This is a genomic window from Lachnoclostridium sp. MSJ-17 (assembly GCF_018918205.1).
Lineage (GTDB): Bacteria > Bacillota > Clostridia > Oscillospirales > Acutalibacteraceae > Ruminococcoides.
In genome coordinates, this window is the sequence record NZ_JAHLQB010000083.1 from 1 (window position 1) to 23,124 (window position 23,124).

Here is a 23,124-nt window from a genome sequence, read left to right on the forward strand (position 1 = left end):
AAACATACGCCTTCTCCTTTTCTGTCTTTTATTGTAGCACAAAAACCGCTTTTGTGAACCTTACAGCTTGAGTATAGCGGAGAAATTATTAAATAATCCTTAAATGCAAAAAATTATTTTGCAAATATCTTTGTCCTATATAAATACAAAGCAAAAAAATCCCGCCACTTTCGTGACAGGATTTTCGCTTTGTCAAGGCTGAGCGAAAAAGATGTATTTTTTGAATGGTGCTGTGGGGTAGTGAACCCTCGTCCTAATAATTTATTTCTCATTCGGATTGTTCACTGCCTAAAGTTTTTTCTTTTGCAAAGGTTTGAGATAGTTCTTCCTGAAATCTCTGACTGAACAGAAAAACTCTGTTTCAGATTTAGAGAAAGAATGGTTTTCAGCTTTTTCACTCAAAAGCTCCATTGTGCATACTAAGTCGGCAACCTGAAACAGTTTATAATCAACAGGCTTCACTTTTCGAAATTCAACGTCCGTATAGAGAACATTGAAAACTGATGAAAGAATTTTTGTCAATTCGACCTGTCCGTTATCGTAATAGACTATTACCTTATCAAAGCTGTTCCAAAACACCTCGTGTTTAGTCATTTCGTTTGTAATTGCTCTTGACAGCTTTCCGGTCATGGCAATCACGTCAGAACATTCGCTCTTTCTTATTACGGGACAGATATAATGAAAATCAAGTTTTCTTGCAAAGTTGAACAGCGCATTTAATAACCGTTTTCTGTCCTCCATTAATTCATTTTTTTATACTGATTCACGTCGGATCAGCGGACCCGTATGTATGGCATGTTCTTTATATCCAAGATTGCTCATGTGAGTATTCATTACGGTAATGCTACCATGTATATCAATGTCTTGGTTATGCAAAACCATCGATACCAAATAATAGGGCGCAATAGGATTGTAATCCCCAAAATCTCCTGACTCATCAATAAACACACTCAATATCTTATCTGCCATAATTATTCCTCACATAATAAAAGTGGCGGGGAAATTCCCCGCCGTTCGGTGAACCAGGGTCTTTCGACCAGCCCTGATGAATCAGATTCATCTATGTAATATTATTATATCGGAGATTCATAATTATGTCAAGAAAAATATACAGACCTACGTGATTCACACAGGTCTGTATACCTATCATGTCAAGGATGAGCAAAAAAGATGAATTTTCTCAAAACCACTGTGGGGTAGTGAACCCATGTTTGTTACCTGCCTTTCGGCTTTTGTCAGTTGCGAGTTTAATCCTCGCGGACAAATAACTCAGTCTTTCCTAATCCTTGATTCGCTATTATAATTTTATAGTTTTCCGGTTCTTTTGTCAAGTGCGTATTTGCATTATTACAACTTTGCACCACAAAACTATGGCATGACCGTGAACTCTTGCCGAATGACAGCAATCCCATAACTGATGTGCGCTACTGAAGGATGATGATTTCACGGATTAATCCGTTGACTTGATAATTCTCACAAATCGGATCACGATATAAATTGCTCGGCATCCGTTAATAACCAATGCCTTTTTCGCTTAAGCTTTCCCGGTTCCGAATTCAAATGCCAGCTCCACCATCGCCGTAAATCCAGTGTAGTGAATAGCCCTCTTATTTGCTACGAAAAATCTTGCCGTACCGGTCTCCATATTCCTTTCGTGCTTCTGTCGTCCATTTGGAGATGAAATCTGCTATTGCGTCTGTTCGCTTTTCTTTTTCCGGTAAAAGACGAATCCATCCTCAACCTTTATAATACGATAGCCTACTTTTTTGTAAAAAGCATTTGTCCGCTCATTCCAACATGGGGTATCCAGATTAAACTCAGCAGCACATAGGAAATTCTTTTCTATGCATTCCATCAGACGAATTCCGTAACCTTTTCTATGATAGATGCTGTCAATAAATATCCTGCCAATGTATACGCTGTTTTTTGTTTCATCATAGAATATAATGGCTGCCCCGACCAAATCTTTTTCTATCATTGCCTGATACAAATGCCCCTCCCGAGCCATTTGTTTATGCCATTCTACTGAATCAAATCCGGGAGGACAATCACCTTTTGTGCCGCCGACATTTACATCTGTTTCAAAAGCTCTGATCGACATCTCCACGATTTTTTCTACCTGATTTTCTTCTGCTTTGACAATATACATCTCGCTTCTCCCAACTGTCTTACAACTTCCGTTTTAGTCTAATTTGTTACACTTAACACTTTGTTGATTTCCTTTTGCAAATTTTCCAAGAATCTTCCCGCGTGAGAGCCATCTATCTGCGTGTGGTGGAACTGGAATGAAATCGGCAACTCATACCGCAAATCTTTTTTTCGGTATCCGCCCCAACTGATGAATGGATTGTTGAAGATACCGCTATTCATGCCGATGACGCCGTCAAGTTCGGTTTCAATGACTGCCGAGGTGCCGATGACCATATTGTTGTCAGACAAGTCCTTGTTATCACAATTCTCGATGACCCAAGAGGTGTTTTCAAGATAATTGTGATTAAATAAATCCAACTCTGCCGCGTAAGGAATATCGCAGTAATTGATCTCCCCAAGCTTGTTGCTCACAATCACGCTGACGGCGATCGTATCATATTGCAGCAGCTTTTCACCGACAGGGAGCGTGTAGAATTCCTCAGTGCCGACAGCGGCTTTCGCAATACAATAACAAAGCAGCATATTGAATTTCAGATTTTTCTTCCTGCTGACTGTAAGCAGATTTGTCACGTCGAGCGTTTTGAAAAAAGTCACCATCGGGTTCGGCGCTTTCATCCAAAGCTTATACGCCGTTGCTCTCGAACTGTCTTTCGGATCAATTTCTTTTGGCATGATTTACCTCTTTTCACGCTTTTTTGATCGGGTGCCGAATCACGGTTTTCAGCTTTTCGGGAGCGACCTTTCGCGCGTCGCTGAGATATATCTCGTGGTGCATCCGCACGTCGGTGATGTCAAGCGCATACCCTTGACTTTCCGCATATTCGTGCATAAGCGCAACGGTTGCGGGTTCGTCGTCATAAGAACCGATGTGCATACACTGCACGCACAAGCCCTCGTCGTAAGTGAAAAACTCGACCTTTGAAAAATCGGTTTTCTTCTTCCTTGTCGCTTCTTCGATCGCCCAGTCACAATCCGCTTTTGTCACGAAATCGGGCAGGCGGATAACGGATATCCATTTGAAGCTCTCTTTATGGGCATAGTCGATGTCCGCACTGCCGTCCTGCCACCAAAAGCCTTCGAGCGGTGGCACGACATAGTCGAAGTAACCGTCAATTTGGTGATCGCCCTTTTTGCTCATTTTAATGGTGTATGCGATACCGTACAGCAGACCGATCGCCTGCTTATATGCGCCGTCCTCCGCGTTTGGATCGCCCTCTCCGCGCACCGCGATAAAGTTCATTCGCGGCACGGTAACAATGGAGGGTTTGTTTTTCGGCATATAGAATTCCTTGCATTCTTTTTTGTAGTCAAAAGGCATGATGATCACTCCTTTTCTATTCTTCAACGATAATCGCCCGCGCGTCAACGCTTTCAGCTCGCTCAAACGCGATCGCTTTGTATTGCTCCGACCCAAAGCAGGCTTCCAATTTTTCGCGGTTAGGGAAGCGAATAACGATAACTCTTTGCGGAGTCCTTTGCAGACTCAATGAGCTGACCTTTTCCGACCGCAAAAGGTACTCGCCGCCGCAGCTTTCGACGATCGGCTTGACCTTTGCGATATAGTCGTCATAAAGCCCTCTGCCGCGCTCTTCGTCAATGTATGTATCAATCAAAAAGAAACAGCTCATAATTGCCCTTCTCTCAAACATTCGACTGTTCTCGCGAACAGCGGATTTTCTTTTAGCATCGGCTTATTCAAATTGTCGCAAACTTGATCAACAAGCTCCGTAATATCGCCGCCGTTATCATATTCTGTTACCGCATTTTTCAAAGCGTCGATCAGTTCTTCTGCTTCGTTAAGCTTAATTCTCATCGTTTTATAATCATAGGTTTTATCCCACGCGGGATAATAAACGGCAACATCCGGTATTTCACCGATAATGTTCAAGGCATTGCGCGTTTCCGCTTCGTCAATGAAAATCGGGATATCTCCCTTCACGGGAACGGAATCTCCGATGAACAAAGCGTTTCCTGCAAGATAAGAGAAGCAATCCGAAGAATGACCCGCTGTGCGGATCGCCTTGATTTTCAAATCCGGCTCCAAGTCGATGATATCTCCGTCTTTCACGGTCACGTCAACACGAGAGGATTTGCCTGCCAGCTGATAAAAATTCGGGATCGGCCTTTCTTTGAATTGCAGATCGATATCCTCTATCCATAGCTTTTCACCCTCGCTCGCGTATATTTTGCAGTCGGTATGCTCCTGCCACCAAGCGGCTGACCCGATATGATCGGGGTGGGCGTGCGTTAGAAAAAGACCTTTTACGTCTTCGGGTTTTCGTCCGATTTTTGCCAAATAATCGACGATTTGCTTTTGACAACCGAATACGCCGGAGTCTATCAAATAGCAATTCTCTGCTTCGATAATATAAACGTATACAAACCGCCTGACGCGCTCCGTTACATTAAAATCAATTTTCAGTTGATGGATTTTCATATCTTTTTCACCGGTACCCAGATGCCGCACTCGTAGTCGGGTGACTGCGGATCGCCTGCGGAATACACTTCGAGCGTGGCCATACCGTTTGCCTGAAACTTCTGCCCTTCATTTGGGAACCACTCCTGCCAAACGTATGTGTTCAGTGTTTGCAATGCTTCGGGCATAGGACCTTTTGCGCTGAATACTGCCCAGCGGCTTTCGGGGAATGAATAAAGCTCCAGCCCCTCGGGAACTTCGCCGCCCTGATACAGTCCCGCAATCCAATAATCAAAACCGTTTTCGGACTCCGTACAAATGGCAAACATACCGATATTATTTGCCAAGAGCGCTTCCTCGACCGGCGTTTCGGGTTTCATCGTCTGCCAAAGTCGCACGTACTTTTGGTTGTATTCCTTTTCCCAGAATTCTGGGCATTTTACATAGCCTTCATTGGGTCGAATCTCTGTGTGATAGCCGATAAATGTCATCGCGTTTTTCTTTTCATAAGTTACATTCATGATTTGTCCTTCTGAATCTAAGATTCTTCCGTCAACACTGTATCGAACGTAAACGGAAATGTTTTGACTGTTTTTTCGGTAAAGTCTATCTTATATCCGGTGCCGTCCTTGTGAAAAAAACCGGCGGTTGGGTCAATGCGGATGTAGCACATATTTTCATCCGCTTCATTGTTGTGCTTGAAATACCACGGCTCAAAAGCTTTTGTCAACGCGCTGCGGATTCCTGCGTTTTCGGGAATTAAAGGATGACCGATATTGTATGCCTTGCCGCTGAATGCGTGCATTCTCGAACAGCAGAGAGACACGTTGGGATTATCCGCAATCTCAGCCGCCTTTTTCGACAGCCCGTAGGTCACGACATAAAAGCTCTCCCCTTCAAAGTAAGTATCGACATAACGCGAAGACGGTATGTTGTTTTTGTCGGTAGACAGAGCGAACTGATAATCTCTGCCGAACAAGTCTATCATCACTCTGATCGAGTTTTCATAATCCGTCATTTTCTTTCCTCCGTTTTTGGCTTTTTGAATACCATCGGCACGAATTGGATACCGCTTTCTGTCTGCGCTTCGGCGGTTTTGATGAAGCCGAGCTTTTCATATATCCCGACCGCGTACAGTGATGAGTTGACCGTGATCTCATCCTTGTCGCTCTCGGCGGGAAAAGTATCCCAAAGCAGCCTGCCAACTCCCTGACGTGATACGCGCCATCTACAAAGAACAGCGCGATATGGCTGCCCTCGTTCTTTAAAGCAAGTATCCCAATAAGCTTTTCGCCGTCAAACGCGCCATAAGCGGAGAGCTGCGACAGAAAGCCCTCGTCGTGGATCGCGTTCCAAAACGCCTGCGTACCCGACGTCGGATAGTTCACCGCCTCATATTCATCGAACACCTTCCACACCAGCGGCAGGGCGCTCGGTATTTTTTTATTTGTCAGTTGCCTGACTGATCGTTTCATCAAGCGTTTTCACCTCACAGCCTTTGCTTGCGTAGTAAGCGATCATTTCGTCTATCTTTTTGAGATCATAACTTGTAACGCAGTCGGAAAGGACATGGACGGTATAGCCCGCCTTTGTCATATTGTAGCAGGTGGATTTCACGCAGGCGGTCGCGTCCGCTCCGTAGATGTAGAATTCATCGATTCCGTTCGCCTTGATAAAATCGCGGAACGCCTCGCTCGTCAAAGAGTTGCTTTTTGTCTTGACAAAGATATTGTTCGACACGACGTTTAGTTCCGGCACCAACTCCGCGCCCTTTGTGCCGGGCTTGAGGGTGCGCGTACCGGCGGTGATGTTGTTGTGCTTGATATAGATGATGTGCATCCCGACCGACTGTGCCCAAAGGATGGCTGTATTCACTTTTTCAATGATGTTCCTATAGTTTTTTGTAATATCATTTTGTAAGTCGATAACGACAAGAGCTTTATCATTCATGGTTTTCTCCTGTGCGGATTGTATTCAGTATTGTACGGCTTTCCGTGATCGCCGCGACTATCGCGACAATGCAGACAAGCGGAGCCGTGTATCGTATGTTGATGATTGGAATTGTAAAGGGAAGCATAAACAACAACGCTCCGGTGACCTTATTGATAACGGAATGAACCGCTGTCAGCGTGTGACGGCGGACGAATCCGATCACGAGATTGACAAGCTTTATCAGCGCGATCACGCCGACCCACGCTATTACCCACACAGGCAGTTTAAGGATCGGCAGAATCTTTATCAAAGCGACTGCGGTAAAAATGATATCTGCAAAGGTATCGAGCTTTGCGCCGAATTGGGTTGAGGTATTCGTTTTCCGTGCGATCAATCCGTCGAAGATATCGGATAATCCGGCGGCTGTATAAAGCAAATAGAACGGCAGCGACAAGGGCATACAGAACAGCAGAGTGAGGCTGCACAGTATTCTGAGAAGTGTTATCCCGTTCGGCAAGTTGATCACGGCTATCGTTTTTATCTCCACGGACGTTTCTTTTCAGTCCAACCCTTTTCTTTCCAATACTTCACGTCCGCTTCATTCCAACCCTTTTTCTGTAAAAAGTGCATCAGGAGAAAGAATCCCTTTGTTTTAAAGCTTGGTTTTACTTTGCCGTTTCGTTTAATGATCCTCCTTGCTACAGAATCTGTAGCTTTTTCTATTGAGGATTTCTTTTTGTCGCTTACTTTGTTCCAGTCAATAGCCGCCACGCCGATCCCGTATTTATAAACTTTGGCAACGCCCCAGTAGAAAAGGCTGTCAGCTATATCTTTATTGGTGGATTTCATTCCCCCGCCGGCGGCAGTGGAAATACAGACGCCCTGTTTTTTGAACATTTTTTCTTCGGGACGGTGAACCATCCAGCGCCAGCCGTAGTGATCCAAAAACGCTTTCATTGCGCCTGTTGCGTGATACACATATACGGGGCTTGCGAGAATAATTACATCAGCGTTGTCGATTGCTTCGGTGATCGGAGCGAGCTTTTCGTAATGAGGGCATTTCTTCTCATCCTTTACAAAGCACTGTGTACATCCGCAACAGAATTCTCCGAAATCGCGCGGCAGAAAGAACTCGGTTATCTCCCCGCCGATTTTGTCCGCTAATATGCGCGCAATATGATATGTTGAGCCCTTGTGGCTCTGACCGTGAATAATGACAGTTTTCATTTTACAGATTCTCCAAATACTCTTCTCTTGTCAGCCGTGTGATATGCTCCGTTCGGATATCGTCCATCAGCTGCCAGTGGATATCTTTGTTAGTGTGGTGATAGGTAAAGCCGCATTTTTCTTGCACGCGCTTGGACTTTTCGTTGCCGTCGAAATAACCGCACCAAAGTGTTCCAAGGCTTAGATCCTCAAAGGCGTGACGGATGATCTCTCTTGTCGCTTCGGGAATCAAGCCCTGTCCCCAGAACGGCACGCCGATCCAGTAGCCGATCTCACCTTCGGTATCCGGCAAATCCAAATTGCTCTGTTTGCCAATCATCAGCCCAATACTGCCGATCGCCCTGTTATCCTCTTTGAGGCAAACGGCGTATGTTTCGGGAGCGGACAGAACGCTTTTGATGATCTCGTAGCTGTTCTCCACGCTCGTATGTACCGGCCATCCGGCAATCGGACCGACGCGGTCATCCTTTGCGTATTCATATAAGCTCTCTGAGTCCGACTCGTTCCACGGACGCAAAATCAATCTTTCCGTAAATAACTCCATAATAGCTCCTTTTTTTACAATCTTGAAAAAGCTTTGGATCCCTTAGTGATCAGCCTGCGATATAACAGTGCGGACGCGGCTGTATAGATGACTGCCCAGATCATCAGATACGGCACAAGACCGATGATCTGTCCAATCAGCAAATACGGTAAGGCGAACAAGGCGACAAAGCCCCAGCCGCCGAACACAGCTATCACCACCGCACCGCTCTGCTTGATCGGGATGATCTCGGTCGTCCATTCCATGACCGGACGCATCACGCCCATGTAGCTTGCGAGCATCGCCGAAAACACCGCAAAGATCAGCGGCAAAACGCAGACCAATAGCTTTTCCGCAATCGGCGCCTGCAAAACTATCGCGGCGCAGATCACGGCAAACAGCATCGGGATCAGCGTCAAAATGAGCTGCATGGCGGTTTTTGCCTTCAGCACGGTTTTGGCGTCTACCGGCATCGACTGCGGTATCCACAGGCTTTTTCCTTCGAGCGATACCGCTGGCGCCGCCATGTCATTCGCGGTCGAAAGCAGCATCAGCACGGTGCAGAGCAGCAGCGCTGCAAAATCCGTTCTGCCGCCGAAAGACGCGCCCAAAAAAGCGAGTATATCCGCGCCCTTTATCAGCAGGAAAACCCCGAGGACGGGCAGAAGCAGCACGCCGAAGCCGCAGTTGAGCATATAGTTCGGGCTGGACTTGAAGCGCATGAATTCCTTAGCCAGCAGCGCGCCGAACACCGATTTTTCTTTCACGGCTTTCTCGTGATACTTTACCTTGCCGACGCTCGCCGTCGAGGTCGCGAGCTTGAGGAATCCGCGCGACAAAATGAATATCGTAAGCGCAAGCAGGAGAGCTGTCGCCGCGGCGAATATCGCCGTCGCAATCAAATCTCCCTCTCCGATCCTGCCGAACAAATACAAGCCGTAGGCAGAGTCCTTGACGTTTGTTCCATAAACCGAGGCGTTGGCGACAAGCTCCCTTATCCATATCTGCGCCTTGAAATAGATAAAATAGTAGCCGCCGATACACGCGAGCGCGATCAGCACGACGATAAAGCTCTTGTTTTTCAGCTTCAAGCTGATTTTGGCGACGATCCAGCCGAGCAGGCAGGAGAGTATCAGCACGATGATCGTTATGATAAGGAACAGGACGATTCCGCATATCACATTCTGTATCGCAGCGCCGACGATCACCCAGTAGACGATCATCGTCGGCAGCATCACAACGCCCGAGTACATCGCGCCGAGCAGGTACACGTTCAGCAGTCTTGAAACAATGATAGTCCTGACCGGTATCGGCATGGATAGCAGCAGGTCGTTATCCTTCGGAAGATACAGCCCCGAATAGGTGTTGAATACGCTGCCGAACGCGCCGAGAACAACGGCGATACTGCTCATCAGCACAAAGTACAGCCACCCCATACCTGCGGAGGTCAACCCGAAGCATACGCCTAAGGCAACGGCGGTAAAGCTGCCGCCGAGGACTCCGACCATCAAAAACGCGAAGAGACTAAACAGAACGATTTGGTTAGCCTTTGACCGCGCCTTGTTGGTTTTGCGGTTGTAAAAAAAGCCTCGGAAAACCTCTGTCATCTGCTTTTTCAACAGCACCTTCAGCATTTACTCCGCCTCCAGTTCCAGAAAGACTTCCTCGAGGCTCTCGTCGCCTCTGACCTCTTCCATCGTACCTGATTTGATCAGCCTGCCCTGCTTGATAATGGCGACCTTGTCGCAGAGCTTTTCGGCGACCTCCAGCACATGGGTCGAAAAAAATATCGCGCCGCCTTTGTCGCAGTGCTCGCGCATCATCTCTTTGAGCTTGAACGCGGCTTTCGGATCGAGACCGACAAAAGGCTCGTCCATGATGATCAGCCTCGGCGAATGGATCCACGCGGAGATCACAGCCAGCTTTTGCTTCATGCCGTGCGAATAGGAGGAGATCGGCTGCGCCAGATCCTTTGTCAGTTCAAAGACATCGGCGTATTTGCGTATCTTCTCCTGACGTTCCTCGGAGGATACGCCGAAGATATCCGCGACAAAATTCAGATATTTGATACCGCTCATAAAGTCGTACAGATCGGGATTGTCGGGAATATAGGCGAGCTGTCGTTTACATTCCACCGGATTTTTCATAATCGAGCTTCCGTTGATGAAGATCTCTCCCTTGTCAAAGCCGAGTATCCCGGCGACGCTTTTAAGTGTAGTGGTCTTGCCCGCGCCATTGTGCCCGATAAAGCCGTATATCTCGCCCGGGCGGATGTGCAGCGAAAGCTCGTCCACCGCTTTCTTTTCTCCGTAGGTTTTCGTTAATCCTTCAATTCTTAACATCTCTTTTATCTCCTGATCATTTTAGAGGTTCCCTTATTTCATACGGCTTATCCCAAGAGCCGATCTCTATCAGATTTCCTTCCGGGTCGGCGATATAACAGGTGCGCTGTCCCCAAGGTTCTGTCGTCGGCTCCATCACGGGTTCGGCGCCGTTTTCAACAGCTGCTTTGAAGGAAGCGTCGACCTCATCAAAGGTATCGACATACAAAGCCAGCTCAAAGTGACCGTTGAGACCGCTCGTGTAGCTGTATTTTCGGTTCGTCATTCTTTCAAAATCTTTTCTGCCGTAGAGCAGGAACAGCGTTCCGTCCTTGATAAGATATACGTTTTTCGTGTCCTCAGCCTCTTTGATCTCAAAACCGAGCACATCCTTGTAAAAACGAATCATTCTGCCCATATCATTTACGAATATTCCAAAACCGTCTAATCGCATCGCTTACCTCCATATTTAATCTAACATATACACGTCACAGAAATGACGAATATGCCTTTCGATATTTTCCATACTTTCCTGCCCGCATTGCGGCTGCCTGTCGGCTTTTGCGATCCAAAGAGCGACAGGAGCAGTCACCTCGGTCGCAAGCAATTCGGGATCATCCTCTTTGAATAAACCCTCGTTCATCATACCTTCGATGATTTTGGTGTACATCCCTTGGATTCCGTTGAGCTGATGTTTTGTGGTGATCTCCGCAAAGCGTTCGTTTCTGAATTGCTCGCGCACAAGGAATTTGCGCATTTTGCGGATCATCGGATCGTTCATGGTAAAAGAAATCTTTTGCAGCGCCGTTTGTATGAATTCCTCTTTGCTCTCCGGCAGCTTACCGAAATGCCTGTCCGACCCGAAGAATTCCTCGTTACGCGCTTCCGCCATATCGATCAGCGCGTTCAAAATATCCTCTTTACCCTTGAAATGATTGTACAGCGACGGCGCCTTGATACCGACCTTCTCGGCGATTTCTTCCACGCTCGTTCCGTCATAGCCGTTCTCGGCAAATAACGTAAGAGCTTCATTCAGTATTCGATCTCTTGTTGTCATCATATCCTCCAAAGCAAAAGACTAATAATCATTAGCTTTATTATAACTAATAATTATTAGTCTGTCAATATACTTTGAATAGAAATTGATCAGCGGAACATTTCGCAGAACAAGTCGAATTTCGATGGTAACTATTTGTCAAGATAATACTGTTGAATCAACGATAATCTTAAAAGCGTTTTTATCAACCACGATCTTTTCAATCAAACTTTTGGTATCAATTGTTTCTTTATATATTTGCAGTATTGACCTTGTGTACTCGTCAATCTCCGACTGTTTGATGGTACGCGACTGACAGCCGGACGTACGCTCTACCTGTCCGGCGCAACGCCAAATGATTTCGCCTTTGCGCGTTTTGATACGGCGGTAGTTTCTTCCGCACTCGCAGCATTGTATTTTGCCTGACAAAGTATTGCCGGAGCTGAATCGTCCGTGTTTTCTGTCTGCTTCGCCGTTGTCTAAACACACGGTATTGCTTCTGCGTTGTTTTTCTTCCTGCACTTTTTCAAAAGTTGTCTTGTCAATGATTCCGACATGATTGTTCTCATATACATAGCGTGCTTTCTCACCTTTATTCCGCGTTTGCTTATCGGTGAACACGTTTTTACGAAACGTCTTTTGCAGCATGACATCTCCGATGTATTTCTCGTTGGAAAGAATCTTATCAATAGCGCACGACGTCCATTTATCTTTTCCCGTTGGAGACGGGATTCTTCTGCTGCGCAATTCTTTTGATATTCCGGATAAACTGTTCCCGCCGAGATATAAATCAAAAATCAAACAAACTACTTCGGCTTGTTCCTGACATATAACCAACTCGCCGTTCTCATCTTTTTGATAACCGTAACAAACGCGGTTTGCGAGCTTGGAAGTACCGGCTCTAAAACCAGTCTGTAACCCCCATTTGATATGTTCGCTTTTGTTTACACTTTCCTGCTGTGCTACTGCTTCAAATACTGTCATCATAAATTCTCCTTCCTGTTCTGTTAACGTTATTCCTTCATTTTGAAAACAAACATCAACGCCGATTTCTTTTAGCTTTCGTATAGCGACTAAAAAATCGAGTGTGTCTCGTGAAAACCGACTGATGGATTTTGTAAAGATGATATCGATCTTTCCTTTTTTGCAGTCCTTGATCATCCGGTCAAATTCTTTTCTCGCAGTGCTTTTAATACCGCTGGCAATGTCGGCGTAAATACCCACATATTCATAAAGAGGATGATCTTTGAAGTATTCCTCATAATATCTCTTCTGCGCCTCCAAGCTGTGAAGCTGGATATTCTTATTTGAGCTAACTCTGCAATAGGCGGCTGCTCTAAGCTTTGACATAAACAACTCCTTAAAAAAATGCCACAACAATCCTTCGATTGCTATGACATCTCTTTCATTCTGTAATATAATCTGTAATATAAAAAGATACAGACCTGTCCGACATGCACAGGTCTGTATACCTATCATGGTGGAGCACTCTTTTCAAAAAACAAACCCTCGGCACTTTTGCCATTCTCTTCCAATTCCGAAAGGAGTTTGTCCGTTAATGTTACAGGCTCATCACCAGAGTTGAATGTGATTGTAATTCTATCATCATACAAAAAGATTTTATTGACAAACACATTCACAAGTAGCTTTCGATATTTTATATCATTGATATTTCCCTTTTTTAGACTTGTCAAAAAGAAGATTATATCAGCTTCAGACAGCGACAAAAACAATCTTTCTTCTTTATCAATTTGTTTTTGTATCTCTTTATGTTCTTCTTCTAAGGCAGGGATTTGTTCGCCTAACGCCTTGCGGACGCTTTCAATATCGCTTTCCATTATAGCTTGAATTGTATTATTGTGCTTTCTTTCATTTTCTTTCAATGCTTTTTTCAAGCATTTCAGATTTGTGGTATCCTTTTCTCTATCCGAAACCGCAATAACTTCCTTTGCAATTCTTTTTATGTTTTTCTCTGTTAAGAGTTTTCTGCATTCTGCAATAACTAAATCCTCAATGTATTCTTTGTTTACCATTTTCTTATCGCAAGTTTTTGGTCTTTCCTTAGTACCATTACAAATATAGTAGCGGTAAACTTTTTTCAAGTGACCTTTTCCAGAAAAACCAGTCATCATTTTCTTGCAATGACCGCAAAACAGCTTTGTAGTTAAGATATAATCAATCTTGGCTTTTGCTCTTGCGGGCGCTCTTTTATTTGCTTCCATTCTCTTTGCAACCTTTTCAAATAGTTCATCTGAAATAATTTGAGGAATTGCATTTGGCACTTCATTTCCTTTGTGTATATAATATCCTAAGTATCTTTTGTTTTTCAACATAGTATGCAAAGAATTTTTATTAAATGAAGCTCCCGTGGAAGTCTTGGCTCCCTGTGCATTTAATCTGTTCGAGATTTCAGTTACAGTAACACCCTCAGCATACAATTCAAAAATCATTTTTACTATGGGTGCGGTATCAGGGTTGATTACAAATCTTTGATTTACTATCTTGTAGCCTAATGGAACTCCACCGCCATTATACAAACATCTTTCAGAATTGTACTTCATTCCTAATCTAATTCTCTCTGACATATCATCACTACGCATTTGAGCAGTAGCCATTTGTAACGTGCGGAAAAATCTACCCATAGAAGAATCATCAAAGTTTTCAGTTATTGATATAATTCTTTTATTGTTTTCTGTTTCAATAATGTAAGCGTTTTCAAGCGATTGAAGAACATTTCTGCCAAAGCGATCCATCGCATAAATCAGTACAACATCAAAGATATTCTTAGAGCAATCCGAAAGTAATCTTTGCAAATTCGGTCGGTCATCATTTCGCCCTGTCATAGCTTTGTCTGCGTATGTTTTTACAATGACTAATCCGTTGCGCTCTGCGTAATCTGTACATTTTTCAATCTGTTGTTCAATACTTGCTTCTCTCTGTGATGACGAACTATATCTTGCGTAAATAACAGCCCTCATAAATCAAAATTCCCTTTCATCTGCTTTTGTTATTCTTCCAAATCAAGTATTTTTCTCTCATACAAATCGCACAAGGTCTATATCCTGCGGCGACTGCGGTTGCTTCATCGGCAAAAAATACTCTGTAACGTGAATACAGACCCTTTGCAAGATAACGCTGTGCCGAGGGGCAATCTAATCTGCCGTATATTTTCAATCCGCTGTGACCGCCGATTGTTCCTTTGATTGCAGAGCAATATGTCTGTCCGTTACGGTCAATCAGCCTATACAATATCGTTTTACTCATTCTCAATCTTGATTGTAGGTATATCGCCGTCAAAATGTATCGCATAATTGTCGGGGTTGTTTGCTAAATGAAACTTGGTATTTTCATCAAGCGAAATCTCTGTGACCTCGTTATCCTCTGCAATAGCACCCAAAGGGCAGCAATCTAATTCAAGATGTGCTGTGACACCCCAATAGGCTACTTGTCGGAGAATATATACCTTGTTATTATGGATAACCGCTTTTACAGCAAATTCACCGTTGGAATAGTGAACGAATTTCTGTGCCTGCGTATCCCACACAAATACGATACCGCCTTGTCCTTGTGCAACGGTAACACAGCAGACGATATAATTATTATACACCTCAGCATTGAAATACTCAATATCGGACAGTTCATCTTCCGATATATTTTTCCAGATTCCTTTGAGCATATCAAGAGTGATTGCCTGATGTGTTCCGTTGACGGAAATATCAAGAAGGGTATCACCCTTGCCGATTGAAATTGTAATAGCTGAATTTGACATATTAGCCCTCTACAATATGAAGATATTTATAAATCGTCGGATAGGATACCTCACAGAGCCTTGAAAACTCAGCCTTGTTAATCTCGCCTTTCTTGTACTTCGGATAATGTTTGTAGAACACACTCGGAATATCCTCGGCGGTGGTCGTAGGTCTCCCTATCTTTCTGCCCTTTGCCTTTGCGTTCTGCATACCGCTTTTCACACGCTGGCTAATCATATTCCGTTCTAACTCGCTGAACACGCCCATCATTTTCAGCATACCCTCTGTCATAGGGTCAAGTTCTTTGGTGCAGTCAACAACGAATGTTCCCAACACCAATTTTATATGTCTGTCTTTGGCAAATTCGATTATCTCACATAGTTGTTTGGTGCTTCGGGTAATTCTACTTACTTCGGTAGAAATAATCGTATCGCCCGAATTAACGGTATTTATCAAACGGTTAAGTTCAACACGATTTGTTTTCATACCGCTTTCATATTCACGGTAGATATTCGTATGGGGAACCCCGAGTTGTATTAACTCTCTGACCTGTCTGTTGATGTCTTGTAATTCTTCATTTGTGGAACATCTTGCATATCCGTAAATCATTTATAATTCCTCCTGAGAATTATTATAATTATATTATAAGGTGTAAACGAAAAGATGTCAACTGTTTCTTTTATATTTTATGGTGGAATTTATAAAGTATTTGCCATGTACCACTTCAAGGAAAAGTATTAACGGAATGAGATGTTTGTTTTTATAGTAAAACCGCCCCCGAAATCAGCACGGAAGCGGTGTGTAAGATTGACTATCAGAACACTTCAAGAAGAATAAAAACATTGGAAGTGTCGTTGTTCATAATGTGTAAATCAGCTTCATAATGAAAGCGGTTAGGCATATCGGGAGCTATGGGATAATTATTGCCGAGATACTTAAAATTGCTGTCCATTTCAACAAATCGGATATTCTTTGAAAAGCCTGCGACATTCCCGATAATCTCTCCGTCAATTGTTACATTATATGTGGTAGAATTTATTTCGGTAATCAAAAGGCTGTCGATATTCTCAGAGTAGGAATTATCGTCTGCGTGATTTGCTTGACTTCTGTATAGAAAAGTTATGTTACCGACTTGTTTTGTCTTGATGTCTGAATGATATTTGGGATTAAAAAATGAGGTATCGGTATCATACCCTGTCACCATATCCGCAAGCGAAAGATTTACCCAGCCTACACCCGATTTTAATTTGCCCCACAAATCGCCGTACTCGTCATACGATTCATCAACAATAGTATAGTTGGTCGCGGTATCAATGACGTATGTTACATTGGAAGTGGGGTCGGGTTTCTCGTGAACATACACGCCTACATTCAGCCAAGTCAAATAGCTTTCAAATGAAGCAGATGATTGCTTTTCTTCCTTTGGTTTTTCAGTTGGCGGCTCAGTCGTTGGCTTTGGTGCTGTGGTAGGCTCTGCGGTAGCCGCTTCTGTTATAGCAACCTCAGTTGGCTTTTCGGTTACTCCCTCTGTAGCTGATATAGTTTGTTCAACCGTTGTTTCTGAAATGCTGTTTGTAGTATTTTCGCCTTTACCGCTGAAGTACAGCACAATAAAAACAACGAGAAAACAAACAACGGCGGTAAGAGCAATAGACAGTATGACAGTAGAAATCCTTATTGTCTTATGTTTCTTTTCTGTTGTCTGCGGTTGGTTCTCAGATATTATTTCTTCCTCTGATGCAGAAATACCAGTATTAAATGAGTCGTTGTATGCAATATCGGGTTGAACATCATTATTTTTCTGCTGTTCTTCTTTGTTTGAAGATTTGAACGGCGGCTTTACTGTTCTGCTGTTATTATTAGAAGTTGCCCAAGGTTTAATGGGAGAATTGTTTTGACTGCCCCAACCTTTCGGCAAATTACTGTTCGCCATTGACGTCCTCCTCGAACGGAACGCAAATGCTAATCAAGAAGTACAATGCAATGCCGACAAGCGTAATTCCGTAAAACACGCCCATTATTCTCACCCATAACAGCGGAATACCTGTATATTTGGAAACGCCTGTGCAAAAGCCCATAATCGCCTTGCCCTCTCGTATTCTGTAAAACTTCGGCTCTTTCACTTCTTCTTTGATTGCTTCGGGTGGTGCCATTGAATAGCTGTTACCACACTCAGGGCAAAAGCCATATGTAACGTTGTTGATTTCCTTAACAGCTTCAATCAGCTTGTAGCCGTTTATCCATACGTGAAGCACGGACAAAAATATAAGTGAAAGAATGAATTTCAATCCAAAAGCAGGAAGTTGAATTGAGATTTTCTTTGACGTTGTTCTGCTCAGTAACAACGCTTTTTCCGAACCGCAGAACGGACAATGAATATCTTTTAAGATGATATTGCTGTTTTCTTTTTCCTTTGCCATACTAACACCTCAATTTATGTGATTCTTGGATTGTTAAAATCCGTATATCCGAAATAGTTTCTGATCGCTTTTACTTCTTCCGTGTCACCGAAATACGTTACCATAAATTTATAGTATCGTTTATCGTAGGGTTTCATCTGTAAAATTTTGATAAAAGCCGCTACAAGCTGTTCTTTCGGAAAATTTGGATTTGACAGATTATCAAAAACTCCATCTACATTTTTGATGTTGCTGTCAATCGGCAGCCAAACATTTTTCTTGTTCCTGTGTAGAATACTTACTACGGTTAAGAATACTCGCCAGTAATCCAAGAAAAAGTGTTCAAAAAGCACATCGGGCTTAATCCTGTTGTATAACTCTGTTTGTTGGGCTGCGTTGATATTTGCTGCGCCCTTAATCAAACTTGATTCAATAGAATTTCTCGCTACATTGAACGCCGTAGCCCTTGCTATTCCTTTGACTGCCCCTTTGAGTCCAAAACCGCCGCCTATAAGATTAGGTACAAAACTCATTGTATTAGCGACAGACCTTTGATTTTTCTCAATAGTCAACTCAACGCTTTCTACTGTAACGGAAATATCATCAAACACCAAGTGATATTTCGCCTTGTGTGCGTTGATTACATCGGATTGTGTAATATTCCATATACCGTCAGATATAAGAATTTGTACCGCTTTATCGCAAACGGCGGCTAAATAATATCCGTAAATCTCGGGCGTGAATTGCAAGTAGGTTACTAAGTCGCGGACTTTCTTGTTATATTCAGCCCTTGCGCTGTTCGCACACTCGTTAGCGAATTTTCTAAACATCAAACGATAGGTATTAAAAACATCTAAGCCTGATGATACTTTAAGCGTATAACCGCATAAAGGAAACTCCCTTTGTTGTCCGTTGGTACTTTTCCATACATCTTTTATTGATTCAGGCTCTTCATTTGAGGGTGCGGTTGAATATCTTTGCTTTGTGATATATTCAACTGCTTGCTGTGCTTCATTAAATCTATCTGCTTTCAGCGGTATAGAAATACTCTCGCCTTTATATTCAACAACAAAGTTGAATTCCTGTGAATCGAAAGGCTGATTGATACTTACGCATATATCATCGAAATACATCACTTGTTCGATAGCGCCGCTTCTCATTGCGTTGCTGAAAGTATTTTTTAATTCCAAGGGAATATAGTACAGTCTGATATAATCGTCATAAACTTCAATTTTTGAGCCATTACTGGATTGAAGCAGATACTTGTAATTTTTTGATACGCCATTAGCTAAATCAATCTGCTTGTTAGCATAATTCATTGTGCTGATAAACTTATCCTTTTGATTAAAGGCAAAGACAAGAAGCAGTTTGTTTCCGCTTTTTAGTAACGCTTGTGCCGTCCCGTTCATCAATGCGGTAGTCGGAACATTTGATAAATTGATTTTCACAAACTCGGAATAACTGTATTCCTTGTTTCCGTATATCAGCGATTTGTCTGTCAATATAAAGCTTCTTCCAATACCCATTGTGGGACTGAATCGTTCATAGAGTGTATATTGCTGTTGATTAGCTTGCTGTGCCGTTGGCTGTTCTGTCTGAGTAGCGGCTTGTCCGACACGGGTTCCGCAACCGGGGCAGAAATTTGCGTCATCAGCGATTTGTTTTCCGCAGTTTGTACAAAACATCTTCATCTCTCCTAGCCCTGTTTTATTATTATTTTATAACTCTTTTTGTGTTCTGTCAACTCGATTCGTAAACTTTACAAAATTTTCATTGATAAACCTTTAAGATACTATTAGAGGTGATTTGATGAAGTTTGGAGATAGACTGAAAGTGTTGATTGAAGAACGAGAAATAACACAGAAAGAGCTGGCGGCTCAAATGAATATTGCGCCCTCAACGGTCAGCAGTTATGTACAGAATACAAGAGAGCCTGATTTCAAAACTTTGATTGAAATTGCTCAGTATTTCGGTGTTAGCATAGATTATTTACTGGGATATAGGCCTGCTAATTCCAACACCACAATAAGCGAGGATGAATTGCTTCGTATATTTCGCCAGTTATCACCAGAGCAAAAGGATATTTGCATTGAACAATGTAAAGTGTTTATCAAAGTCAATCAGCGCAGAATGAAAAAATCATCATAGTTGACTTTCGATAGTATGCTGAATCATAGAAGGAGGTGAACAGAATGGCAAAAGCATTTAACGGATTAGAGCGAATTGATCTGTTTGCACAAGAAATCATTTCCCAAATATCTTTAGGCAGGAAAGAATCTGTAAACGAAATCATAAAGCAAATGGAAAACAAAACCGTTGTACGTTATCTCTATAACAAGTACAAAGACGATTGGTTTTTATCTCTTGATGATGATTGTCCTTATAATGTTGATGATTGGGAAGAAAAGTATTATCTGTTCTCTTATATCACTGAAAACGACGCCCGTCGCAAGTGGGGAATTAGAAATGAAGATGAGGGATTGTTGTTATTAGTTTCTCTCACCTTTGAGGCTCTTCGAGAAGTTCTTCACAAATAATGAATGTTGAACACCGTCTGTCTATAATGTGTGACAGGCGGTGAAACCTTGTATATTATCGGACAAACATAATCCGTGTATTACTGAAAGTCGGACAGCAGAAACTGTCAGCTATTACGACATATCAGTTATTCATTAAACTTTGGTGACAGCGGGTTGCAACATTCGATCACAAGGAGAAGCAAACGATGAAAAGAGTTATCCACAATTCAATGAAAAAGAAAACGGCAGAGAACTATTTTATCACTCTGTCCGAAGTAGCGGATTTTCTATCGCAAATTCCCGAATTGCAGAAGTATGAAATTGATTTTACACAAGAGCCTGACCGTATTAACATTACCGTCGGCGACGATATTTATACCCTCGTAGGTGCGCTCTAAGGATTTATTCTCTTTGGTACCGCCTACTTTCAATATGATTAAAAGCCGTTGGAGCGTTATTAGTTCCAGCGGCTTGTATTGTATCTGTATTCAATTCGATGGAGAGGAGTGGTGAGGATGTAGACCTTTAAAAAATGTCGGAGGGCTTTACACTCTCACTATGTAATTTTATGAAACAGTCATGGACAAATGCCGATAAATCATTCAAAGATAACTGTATATCAGATAAATAATCTAAATACCGACTGGTTAAAACATTCCCAGTGATATTTAGAGCGTTTTCAATCCGCTGAATGTTCAAGCGACAGGCTTCTATATCTGTCTCTGGCATAGCTTCCTTGAAAGCTGTCTTTAGTGATTTATTCATATCGGTGCTATCTGTGTCGAGTTCCTCGATAATTGAACAAGTGATTTCTTGTGCTTTGTCGATAATGACTCGGCATTCTTCAAGCATTGAAATGTGTTCATCGGTTAAAACCATATCCGATATTTCTAAGAAGGAAATAACGTCCTCGATATTTTCTTTTGCTTCGTTGATGTATAAATCTAATTGGTTAATTTTATTAAACATAAAAATCCTCCTATGCATTTTGAAAATATTTTTTAATGTGTTTGATTTTTGCAACTCGTATGTGCCAGCCCCTTGTGCACGTAAGGGGCAAATCACAGGGACGAGTTAAAGAAGTTTGAGCAGGTTTGGAGAGATGTTGTCATTTACGCTCCTGACTGTATCTTGAAGCGCAATTATTATTTCTTTCAGAAAATCATCATCGACAACTCCCTTGTGATAACCCACCCAACCTTGAATGGTTGGCTTTAATTTGTCAAACAGTTCTTTGTATTCCTCGTAACCGAAGAATACCTCGCCTACCTTATCAAACAACGATTCTGCATTACTTCTGTCGGGAATAATCAACGGGAGTTCCTCTCCTGTTTGTATTCGCCAACCTAAGAAACTAAATCCTTTGCTCGCTTCGATAGTCAGCGTTTTGTCTGCTGACAGGCTTAGACCTCTGACAGAAAGAAAGTCATTTAAAATCTCAATTGCACGATCAAGCTTATTCGGGCATGGACTGATGACAAGAATGTCATCAGCATAGCGGATGAACTCAACGTCCTGCAACGATTCGATCAGTTTTCTTTCCATTCCATCCAAAGCCATGTTACAAATCATAGGCGAGATTGCCCCGCCCTGCGGAACACCGCGGTTTGTATCATACTTTTTACACCGATGGACAACTCCGCATTTAAGAAACTTCGAAAGAATTTTCTTATCAATGGGGATATTATCCATAATCCACTCGTGACTGATGTTATCAAAGCAAGATTTAACATCTGCTTTCAATACCCAAATGTAATCTTTACGACAACAAAGGATATTTTGACATCTAACCAAAGCGTCTCGTGTAGAACGGTTCGGACGAAAGCCGTATGAATGTTCATCTGCCAACAATTCAGATATGGGCTCAAGCGCAAACTTATATAAAGTCTGCATGGCTCTATCTTTCATCGTCGGAATACTCAGAGGTCTTACATCACCATTCCGCTTCGGTATATATATCCTCTTTAATGGTCGAGGAGTATATCCCCGACGGACAAGACTTAAAGCAGCATTGTATTTATCCCTATGGGAAATCCATAAGACATCATCAATACCGGGAGTATATTTACCCCTATTAGATGTGACAGCTTTAACAGCTAACATCTTAGCGGAATGTGAATGTATCAGTAAGTTTTGCAAATATGCAACTTTACCAAATTCACCTTCAATCAAAGCCTTCTCAATACGCCATTGCTGCTTTTGAACGTGGTGCGTGGCTGATGTGAAATCAAACTCACACCAGCCCTTGCCATCGTCACAAGGGGCGCACGAATTTACGTTATGTTCGCTCACCTTGTTTAAAAAGTTCCGCGCAGGCGCATTGTAGGTGTTTTTAATATTTGTCACCTCGGTTCTGTATTCAATTTTTTTGCTGTGCTGTACTCAGATACAAGAAATATCTCGTGCACACAAGCACGGAACAGTAGTTATATAGAATGAGAAACTAGTCCTCGGTTCTATTGATGATAATGAATTCAACTAACTTGTTGTACTCATTTTCGTCATACGCTTTCAGTGCACGCATACATTCTAAAATATGGGTGGCAAGCAACTGATGAAGTGAAGTTTTGTTATTCACTATACTAACTCCTTTCGCTGAGATTGGTTTCTACTCAGTTTTATCAATACTTCCGCTGAGTAAAAACTCCTGATAATCGTCTTGATGTGTTTCTATGTAGGATTTGATGTCAGCAAAAATGGATATTGCAAACTCTTTAGCTTGTTCTTTGCTAATTTCAAAGTCTGAATAATCCAAATTTGTTGACACCTCCCTGCACATTCATCTTGACAATTACCATTATACACGATAAAATCAGTATTAGAATACTAAATAAATACGATAGATTCGTAT

General features: G+C 42.6%; 31 protein-coding genes and 1 pseudogene. 3 read left to right on the plus strand and 29 right to left on the minus strand.

The features are described 5' to 3' along the window. Positions 1-288: 288 nt before the first annotated feature. The 26 genes and pseudogenes from KQI64_RS06965 to KQI64_RS07090 form a co-directional block, all read right to left on the minus strand. Positions 289-741, minus strand: coding sequence for a hypothetical protein (locus KQI64_RS06965; protein ID WP_216523989.1), 453 nt, complete (start codon positions 739-741; stop codon positions 289-291). 12 nt (positions 742-753) lie between these two features. Beyond that, a complete protein-coding gene (locus KQI64_RS06970; RefSeq protein ID WP_216523990.1) occupies positions 754-969 on the minus strand; it encodes a hypothetical protein in 216 nt (71 codons plus the stop codon). Between the two features lie 718 nt (positions 970-1,687). Further along, complete coding sequence (locus KQI64_RS06975) at positions 1,688-2,149, minus strand: GNAT family N-acetyltransferase (RefSeq protein WP_216523991.1); 462 nt, start codon at positions 2,147-2,149, stop codon at positions 1,688-1,690. Positions 2,150-2,187: 38 nt separating this feature from the next. Beyond that, complete coding sequence (locus tag KQI64_RS06980) at positions 2,188-2,823, minus strand: CatA-like O-acetyltransferase, family 2 (protein ID WP_216523992.1); 636 nt, start codon at positions 2,821-2,823, stop codon at positions 2,188-2,190. 13 nt (positions 2,824-2,836) lie between these two features. Beyond that, a complete protein-coding gene (locus tag KQI64_RS06985; protein ID WP_216523993.1) occupies positions 2,837-3,469 on the minus strand; it encodes a GyrI-like domain-containing protein in 633 nt (210 codons plus the stop codon). A 16-nt stretch (positions 3,470-3,485) separates the two neighbouring features. Then, positions 3,486-3,779: a DUF1330 domain-containing protein gene (locus KQI64_RS06990; RefSeq protein ID WP_216523994.1), complete on the minus strand. Its 294-nt coding sequence runs from the start codon at positions 3,777-3,779 to the stop codon at positions 3,486-3,488. After that, positions 3,776-4,588, minus strand: a complete 813-nt coding sequence (locus tag KQI64_RS06995; protein WP_216523995.1) for an MBL fold metallo-hydrolase — start codon at positions 4,586-4,588, stop codon at positions 3,776-3,778. Before KQI64_RS06995 ends, KQI64_RS06990 begins: the two co-directional genes overlap by 4 nt. Continuing rightward, positions 4,585-5,088 carry a GyrI-like domain-containing protein gene (locus tag KQI64_RS07000; RefSeq protein ID WP_216523996.1) on the minus strand — a complete coding sequence of 168 codons (504 nt, stop codon included), beginning with the start codon at positions 5,086-5,088 and terminating at the stop codon, positions 4,585-4,587. The genes KQI64_RS06995 and KQI64_RS07000 overlap by 4 nt, the downstream gene beginning before the upstream one ends. 17 nt (positions 5,089-5,105) lie before the next feature. Then, positions 5,106-5,585: a pyridoxamine 5'-phosphate oxidase family protein gene (locus tag KQI64_RS07005; RefSeq protein ID WP_216523997.1), complete on the minus strand. Its 480-nt coding sequence runs from the start codon at positions 5,583-5,585 to the stop codon at positions 5,106-5,108. After that, a pseudogene (locus KQI64_RS07010) lies at positions 5,582-6,042 on the minus strand (GNAT family N-acetyltransferase). The gene KQI64_RS07005 and the pseudogene KQI64_RS07010 overlap by 4 nt, the downstream one beginning before the upstream one ends. Next, on the minus strand, positions 6,011-6,517 hold the full coding sequence (locus tag KQI64_RS07015; RefSeq protein ID WP_216523998.1) for a cysteine hydrolase family protein: 507 nt from the start codon (positions 6,515-6,517) through the stop codon (positions 6,011-6,013). Before KQI64_RS07015 ends, KQI64_RS07010 begins: the two are co-directional and overlap by 32 nt. Beyond that, the gene (locus KQI64_RS07020) at positions 6,510-7,046 is read right to left on the minus strand and encodes a CDP-alcohol phosphatidyltransferase family protein (RefSeq protein WP_330623056.1); all 537 of its coding nucleotides are present in this window, start codon (positions 7,044-7,046) and stop codon (positions 6,510-6,512) included. The genes KQI64_RS07015 and KQI64_RS07020 overlap by 8 nt, the downstream gene beginning before the upstream one ends. Beyond that, positions 7,037-7,726: a flavodoxin family protein gene (locus KQI64_RS07025; protein ID WP_216523999.1), complete on the minus strand. Its 690-nt coding sequence runs from the start codon at positions 7,724-7,726 to the stop codon at positions 7,037-7,039. The genes KQI64_RS07020 and KQI64_RS07025 overlap by 10 nt, the downstream gene beginning before the upstream one ends. 1 nt (position 7,727) lies before the next feature. Continuing rightward, entirely contained in the window at positions 7,728-8,270 is a 543-nt protein-coding gene (locus KQI64_RS07030) for a GNAT family N-acetyltransferase (RefSeq protein ID WP_216524000.1), read from the minus strand. A 14-nt stretch (positions 8,271-8,284) separates the two neighbouring features. Further along, positions 8,285-9,883, minus strand: coding sequence for a hypothetical protein (locus KQI64_RS07035; protein ID WP_216524001.1), 1,599 nt, complete (start codon positions 9,881-9,883; stop codon positions 8,285-8,287). After that, positions 9,884-10,591 carry an ABC transporter ATP-binding protein gene (locus KQI64_RS07040; protein WP_216524002.1) on the minus strand — a complete coding sequence of 236 codons (708 nt, stop codon included), beginning with the start codon at positions 10,589-10,591 and terminating at the stop codon, positions 9,884-9,886. A gap of 16 nt (positions 10,592-10,607) precedes the next feature. Beyond that, positions 10,608-11,024 (minus strand): VOC family protein, encoded by a 417-nt coding sequence (locus tag KQI64_RS07045; protein ID WP_216524003.1) that lies wholly within the window; start codon positions 11,022-11,024, stop codon positions 10,608-10,610. A gap of 15 nt (positions 11,025-11,039) precedes the next feature. Beyond that, positions 11,040-11,627: a TetR/AcrR family transcriptional regulator gene (locus KQI64_RS10545; RefSeq protein WP_216524004.1), complete on the minus strand. Its 588-nt coding sequence runs from the start codon at positions 11,625-11,627 to the stop codon at positions 11,040-11,042. A 138-nt stretch (positions 11,628-11,765) separates the two neighbouring features. Next, complete coding sequence (locus KQI64_RS07055; RefSeq protein ID WP_216524005.1) at positions 11,766-12,956, minus strand: recombinase family protein; 1,191 nt, start codon at positions 12,954-12,956, stop codon at positions 11,766-11,768. A gap of 125 nt (positions 12,957-13,081) precedes the next feature. Continuing rightward, positions 13,082-14,584 carry a recombinase family protein gene (locus KQI64_RS07060; protein WP_216524006.1) on the minus strand — a complete coding sequence of 501 codons (1,503 nt, stop codon included), beginning with the start codon at positions 14,582-14,584 and terminating at the stop codon, positions 13,082-13,084. A 16-nt stretch (positions 14,585-14,600) separates the two neighbouring features. After that, positions 14,601-14,870 carry an Ada metal-binding domain-containing protein gene (locus KQI64_RS07065; RefSeq protein WP_216524007.1) on the minus strand — a complete coding sequence of 90 codons (270 nt, stop codon included), beginning with the start codon at positions 14,868-14,870 and terminating at the stop codon, positions 14,601-14,603. Continuing rightward, positions 14,863-15,375, minus strand: coding sequence for a hypothetical protein (locus tag KQI64_RS07070; protein WP_216524008.1), 513 nt, complete (start codon positions 15,373-15,375; stop codon positions 14,863-14,865). Before KQI64_RS07070 ends, KQI64_RS07065 begins: the two co-directional genes overlap by 8 nt. A 1-nt stretch (position 15,376) precedes the next feature. Further along, complete coding sequence (locus KQI64_RS07075; RefSeq protein ID WP_216524009.1) at positions 15,377-15,964, minus strand: recombinase family protein; 588 nt, start codon at positions 15,962-15,964, stop codon at positions 15,377-15,379. A gap of 205 nt (positions 15,965-16,169) precedes the next feature. Beyond that, positions 16,170-17,288 carry a hypothetical protein gene (locus tag KQI64_RS07080; RefSeq protein WP_216524010.1) on the minus strand — a complete coding sequence of 373 codons (1,119 nt, stop codon included), beginning with the start codon at positions 17,286-17,288 and terminating at the stop codon, positions 16,170-16,172. Beyond that, positions 17,275-17,775 (minus strand): PspC domain-containing protein, encoded by a 501-nt coding sequence (locus tag KQI64_RS07085; RefSeq protein ID WP_216524011.1) that lies wholly within the window; start codon positions 17,773-17,775, stop codon positions 17,275-17,277. Before KQI64_RS07085 ends, KQI64_RS07080 begins: the two co-directional genes overlap by 14 nt. 14 nt (positions 17,776-17,789) lie before the next feature. Next, complete coding sequence (locus KQI64_RS07090; protein ID WP_216524012.1) at positions 17,790-19,439, minus strand: zinc ribbon domain-containing protein; 1,650 nt, start codon at positions 19,437-19,439, stop codon at positions 17,790-17,792. Positions 19,440-19,563: 124 nt separating this feature from the next. Between KQI64_RS07090 and KQI64_RS07095 the strand changes: the two genes are divergently transcribed. The 3 genes from KQI64_RS07095 (at position 19,564) to KQI64_RS07105 (ending at position 20,671) form a co-directional block, all read left to right on the plus strand. Further along, a complete protein-coding gene (locus KQI64_RS07095; protein ID WP_216524013.1) occupies positions 19,564-19,902 on the plus strand; it encodes a helix-turn-helix domain-containing protein in 339 nt (112 codons plus the stop codon). Positions 19,903-19,946: 44 nt separating this feature from the next. After that, the gene (locus KQI64_RS07100; RefSeq protein WP_216524014.1) at positions 19,947-20,291 is read left to right on the plus strand and encodes a hypothetical protein; all 345 of its coding nucleotides are present in this window, start codon (positions 19,947-19,949) and stop codon (positions 20,289-20,291) included. A gap of 188 nt (positions 20,292-20,479) precedes the next feature. Then, positions 20,480-20,671, plus strand: coding sequence for a hypothetical protein (locus KQI64_RS07105; RefSeq protein WP_216524015.1), 192 nt, complete (start codon positions 20,480-20,482; stop codon positions 20,669-20,671). A 127-nt stretch (positions 20,672-20,798) separates the two neighbouring features. Here KQI64_RS07105 and KQI64_RS07110 read toward each other — a convergent pair whose 3' ends face one another. The 3 genes from KQI64_RS07110 to KQI64_RS07120 form a co-directional block, all read right to left on the minus strand. After that, positions 20,799-21,242 carry a hypothetical protein gene (locus KQI64_RS07110; protein WP_216524016.1) on the minus strand — a complete coding sequence of 148 codons (444 nt, stop codon included), beginning with the start codon at positions 21,240-21,242 and terminating at the stop codon, positions 20,799-20,801. Between the two features lie 105 nt (positions 21,243-21,347). Continuing rightward, complete coding sequence (locus KQI64_RS10415; RefSeq protein WP_216524017.1) at positions 21,348-22,619, minus strand: reverse transcriptase domain-containing protein; 1,272 nt, start codon at positions 22,617-22,619, stop codon at positions 21,348-21,350. A gap of 262 nt (positions 22,620-22,881) precedes the next feature. Then, on the minus strand, positions 22,882-23,028 hold the full coding sequence (locus KQI64_RS07120; RefSeq protein ID WP_216524018.1) for a hypothetical protein: 147 nt from the start codon (positions 23,026-23,028) through the stop codon (positions 22,882-22,884). Positions 23,029-23,124: the final 96 nt, after the last annotated feature.

Coding starts and splice junctions, on each gene's coding strand:
- KQI64_RS06985 (WP_216523993.1), bottom strand. CDS start 3,469: ATGCCTTTTGACTACAAAAAAGAATGCAAGGAATTCTATATGCCGAAA.
- KQI64_RS07080 (WP_216524010.1), bottom strand. CDS start 17,288: ATGGCGAACAGTAATTTGCCGAAAGGTTGGGGCAGTCAAAACAATTCT.
- KQI64_RS07100 (WP_216524014.1), top strand. CDS start 19,947: ATGGCAAAAGCATTTAACGGATTAGAGCGAATTGATCTGTTTGCACAA.
- KQI64_RS07060 (WP_216524006.1), bottom strand. CDS start 14,584: ATGAGGGCTGTTATTTACGCAAGATATAGTTCGTCATCACAGAGAGAA.
- KQI64_RS07005 (WP_216523997.1), bottom strand. CDS start 5,585: ATGACGGATTATGAAAACTCGATCAGAGTGATGATAGACTTGTTCGGC.
- KQI64_RS06980 (WP_216523992.1), bottom strand. CDS start 2,823: ATGCCAAAAGAAATTGATCCGAAAGACAGTTCGAGAGCAACGGCGTAT.
- KQI64_RS07030 (WP_216524000.1), bottom strand. CDS start 8,270: ATGGAGTTATTTACGGAAAGATTGATTTTGCGTCCGTGGAACGAGTCG.
- KQI64_RS07065 (WP_216524007.1), bottom strand. CDS start 14,870: ATGAGTAAAACGATATTGTATAGGCTGATTGACCGTAACGGACAGACA.
- KQI64_RS06970 (WP_216523990.1), bottom strand. CDS start 969: ATGGCAGATAAGATATTGAGTGTGTTTATTGATGAGTCAGGAGATTTT.
- KQI64_RS07075 (WP_216524009.1), bottom strand. CDS start 15,964: ATGATTTACGGATATGCAAGATGTTCCACAAATGAAGAATTACAAGAC.
- KQI64_RS07015 (WP_216523998.1), bottom strand. CDS start 6,517: ATGAATGATAAAGCTCTTGTCGTTATCGACTTACAAAATGATATTACA.
- KQI64_RS07105 (WP_216524015.1), top strand. CDS start 20,480: ATGAAAAGAGTTATCCACAATTCAATGAAAAAGAAAACGGCAGAGAAC.
- KQI64_RS06995 (WP_216523995.1), bottom strand. CDS start 4,588: ATGAAAATCCATCAACTGAAAATTGATTTTAATGTAACGGAGCGCGTC.
- KQI64_RS07055 (WP_216524005.1), bottom strand. CDS start 12,956: ATGTCAAAGCTTAGAGCAGCCGCCTATTGCAGAGTTAGCTCAAATAAG.
- KQI64_RS07070 (WP_216524008.1), bottom strand. CDS start 15,375: ATGTCAAATTCAGCTATTACAATTTCAATCGGCAAGGGTGATACCCTT.
- KQI64_RS07085 (WP_216524011.1), bottom strand. CDS start 17,775: ATGGCAAAGGAAAAAGAAAACAGCAATATCATCTTAAAAGATATTCAT.
- KQI64_RS06965 (WP_216523989.1), bottom strand. CDS start 741: ATGGAGGACAGAAAACGGTTATTAAATGCGCTGTTCAACTTTGCAAGA.
- KQI64_RS07095 (WP_216524013.1), top strand. CDS start 19,564: ATGAAGTTTGGAGATAGACTGAAAGTGTTGATTGAAGAACGAGAAATA.
- KQI64_RS07025 (WP_216523999.1), bottom strand. CDS start 7,726: ATGAAAACTGTCATTATTCACGGTCAGAGCCACAAGGGCTCAACATAT.
- KQI64_RS07090 (WP_216524012.1), bottom strand. CDS start 19,439: ATGTTTTGTACAAACTGCGGAAAACAAATCGCTGATGACGCAAATTTC.
- KQI64_RS07000 (WP_216523996.1), bottom strand. CDS start 5,088: ATGAATGTAACTTATGAAAAGAAAAACGCGATGACATTTATCGGCTAT.
- KQI64_RS06975 (WP_216523991.1), bottom strand. CDS start 2,149: ATGTATATTGTCAAAGCAGAAGAAAATCAGGTAGAAAAAATCGTGGAG.
- KQI64_RS07045 (WP_216524003.1), bottom strand. CDS start 11,024: ATGCGATTAGACGGTTTTGGAATATTCGTAAATGATATGGGCAGAATG.
- KQI64_RS10545 (WP_216524004.1), bottom strand. CDS start 11,627: ATGACAACAAGAGATCGAATACTGAATGAAGCTCTTACGTTATTTGCC.
- KQI64_RS07040 (WP_216524002.1), bottom strand. CDS start 10,591: ATGTTAAGAATTGAAGGATTAACGAAAACCTACGGAGAAAAGAAAGCG.
- KQI64_RS07035 (WP_216524001.1), bottom strand. CDS start 9,883: ATGCTGAAGGTGCTGTTGAAAAAGCAGATGACAGAGGTTTTCCGAGGC.
- KQI64_RS06990 (WP_216523994.1), bottom strand. CDS start 3,779: ATGAGCTGTTTCTTTTTGATTGATACATACATTGACGAAGAGCGCGGC.
- KQI64_RS07110 (WP_216524016.1), bottom strand. CDS start 21,242: ATGTTTAATAAAATTAACCAATTAGATTTATACATCAACGAAGCAAAA.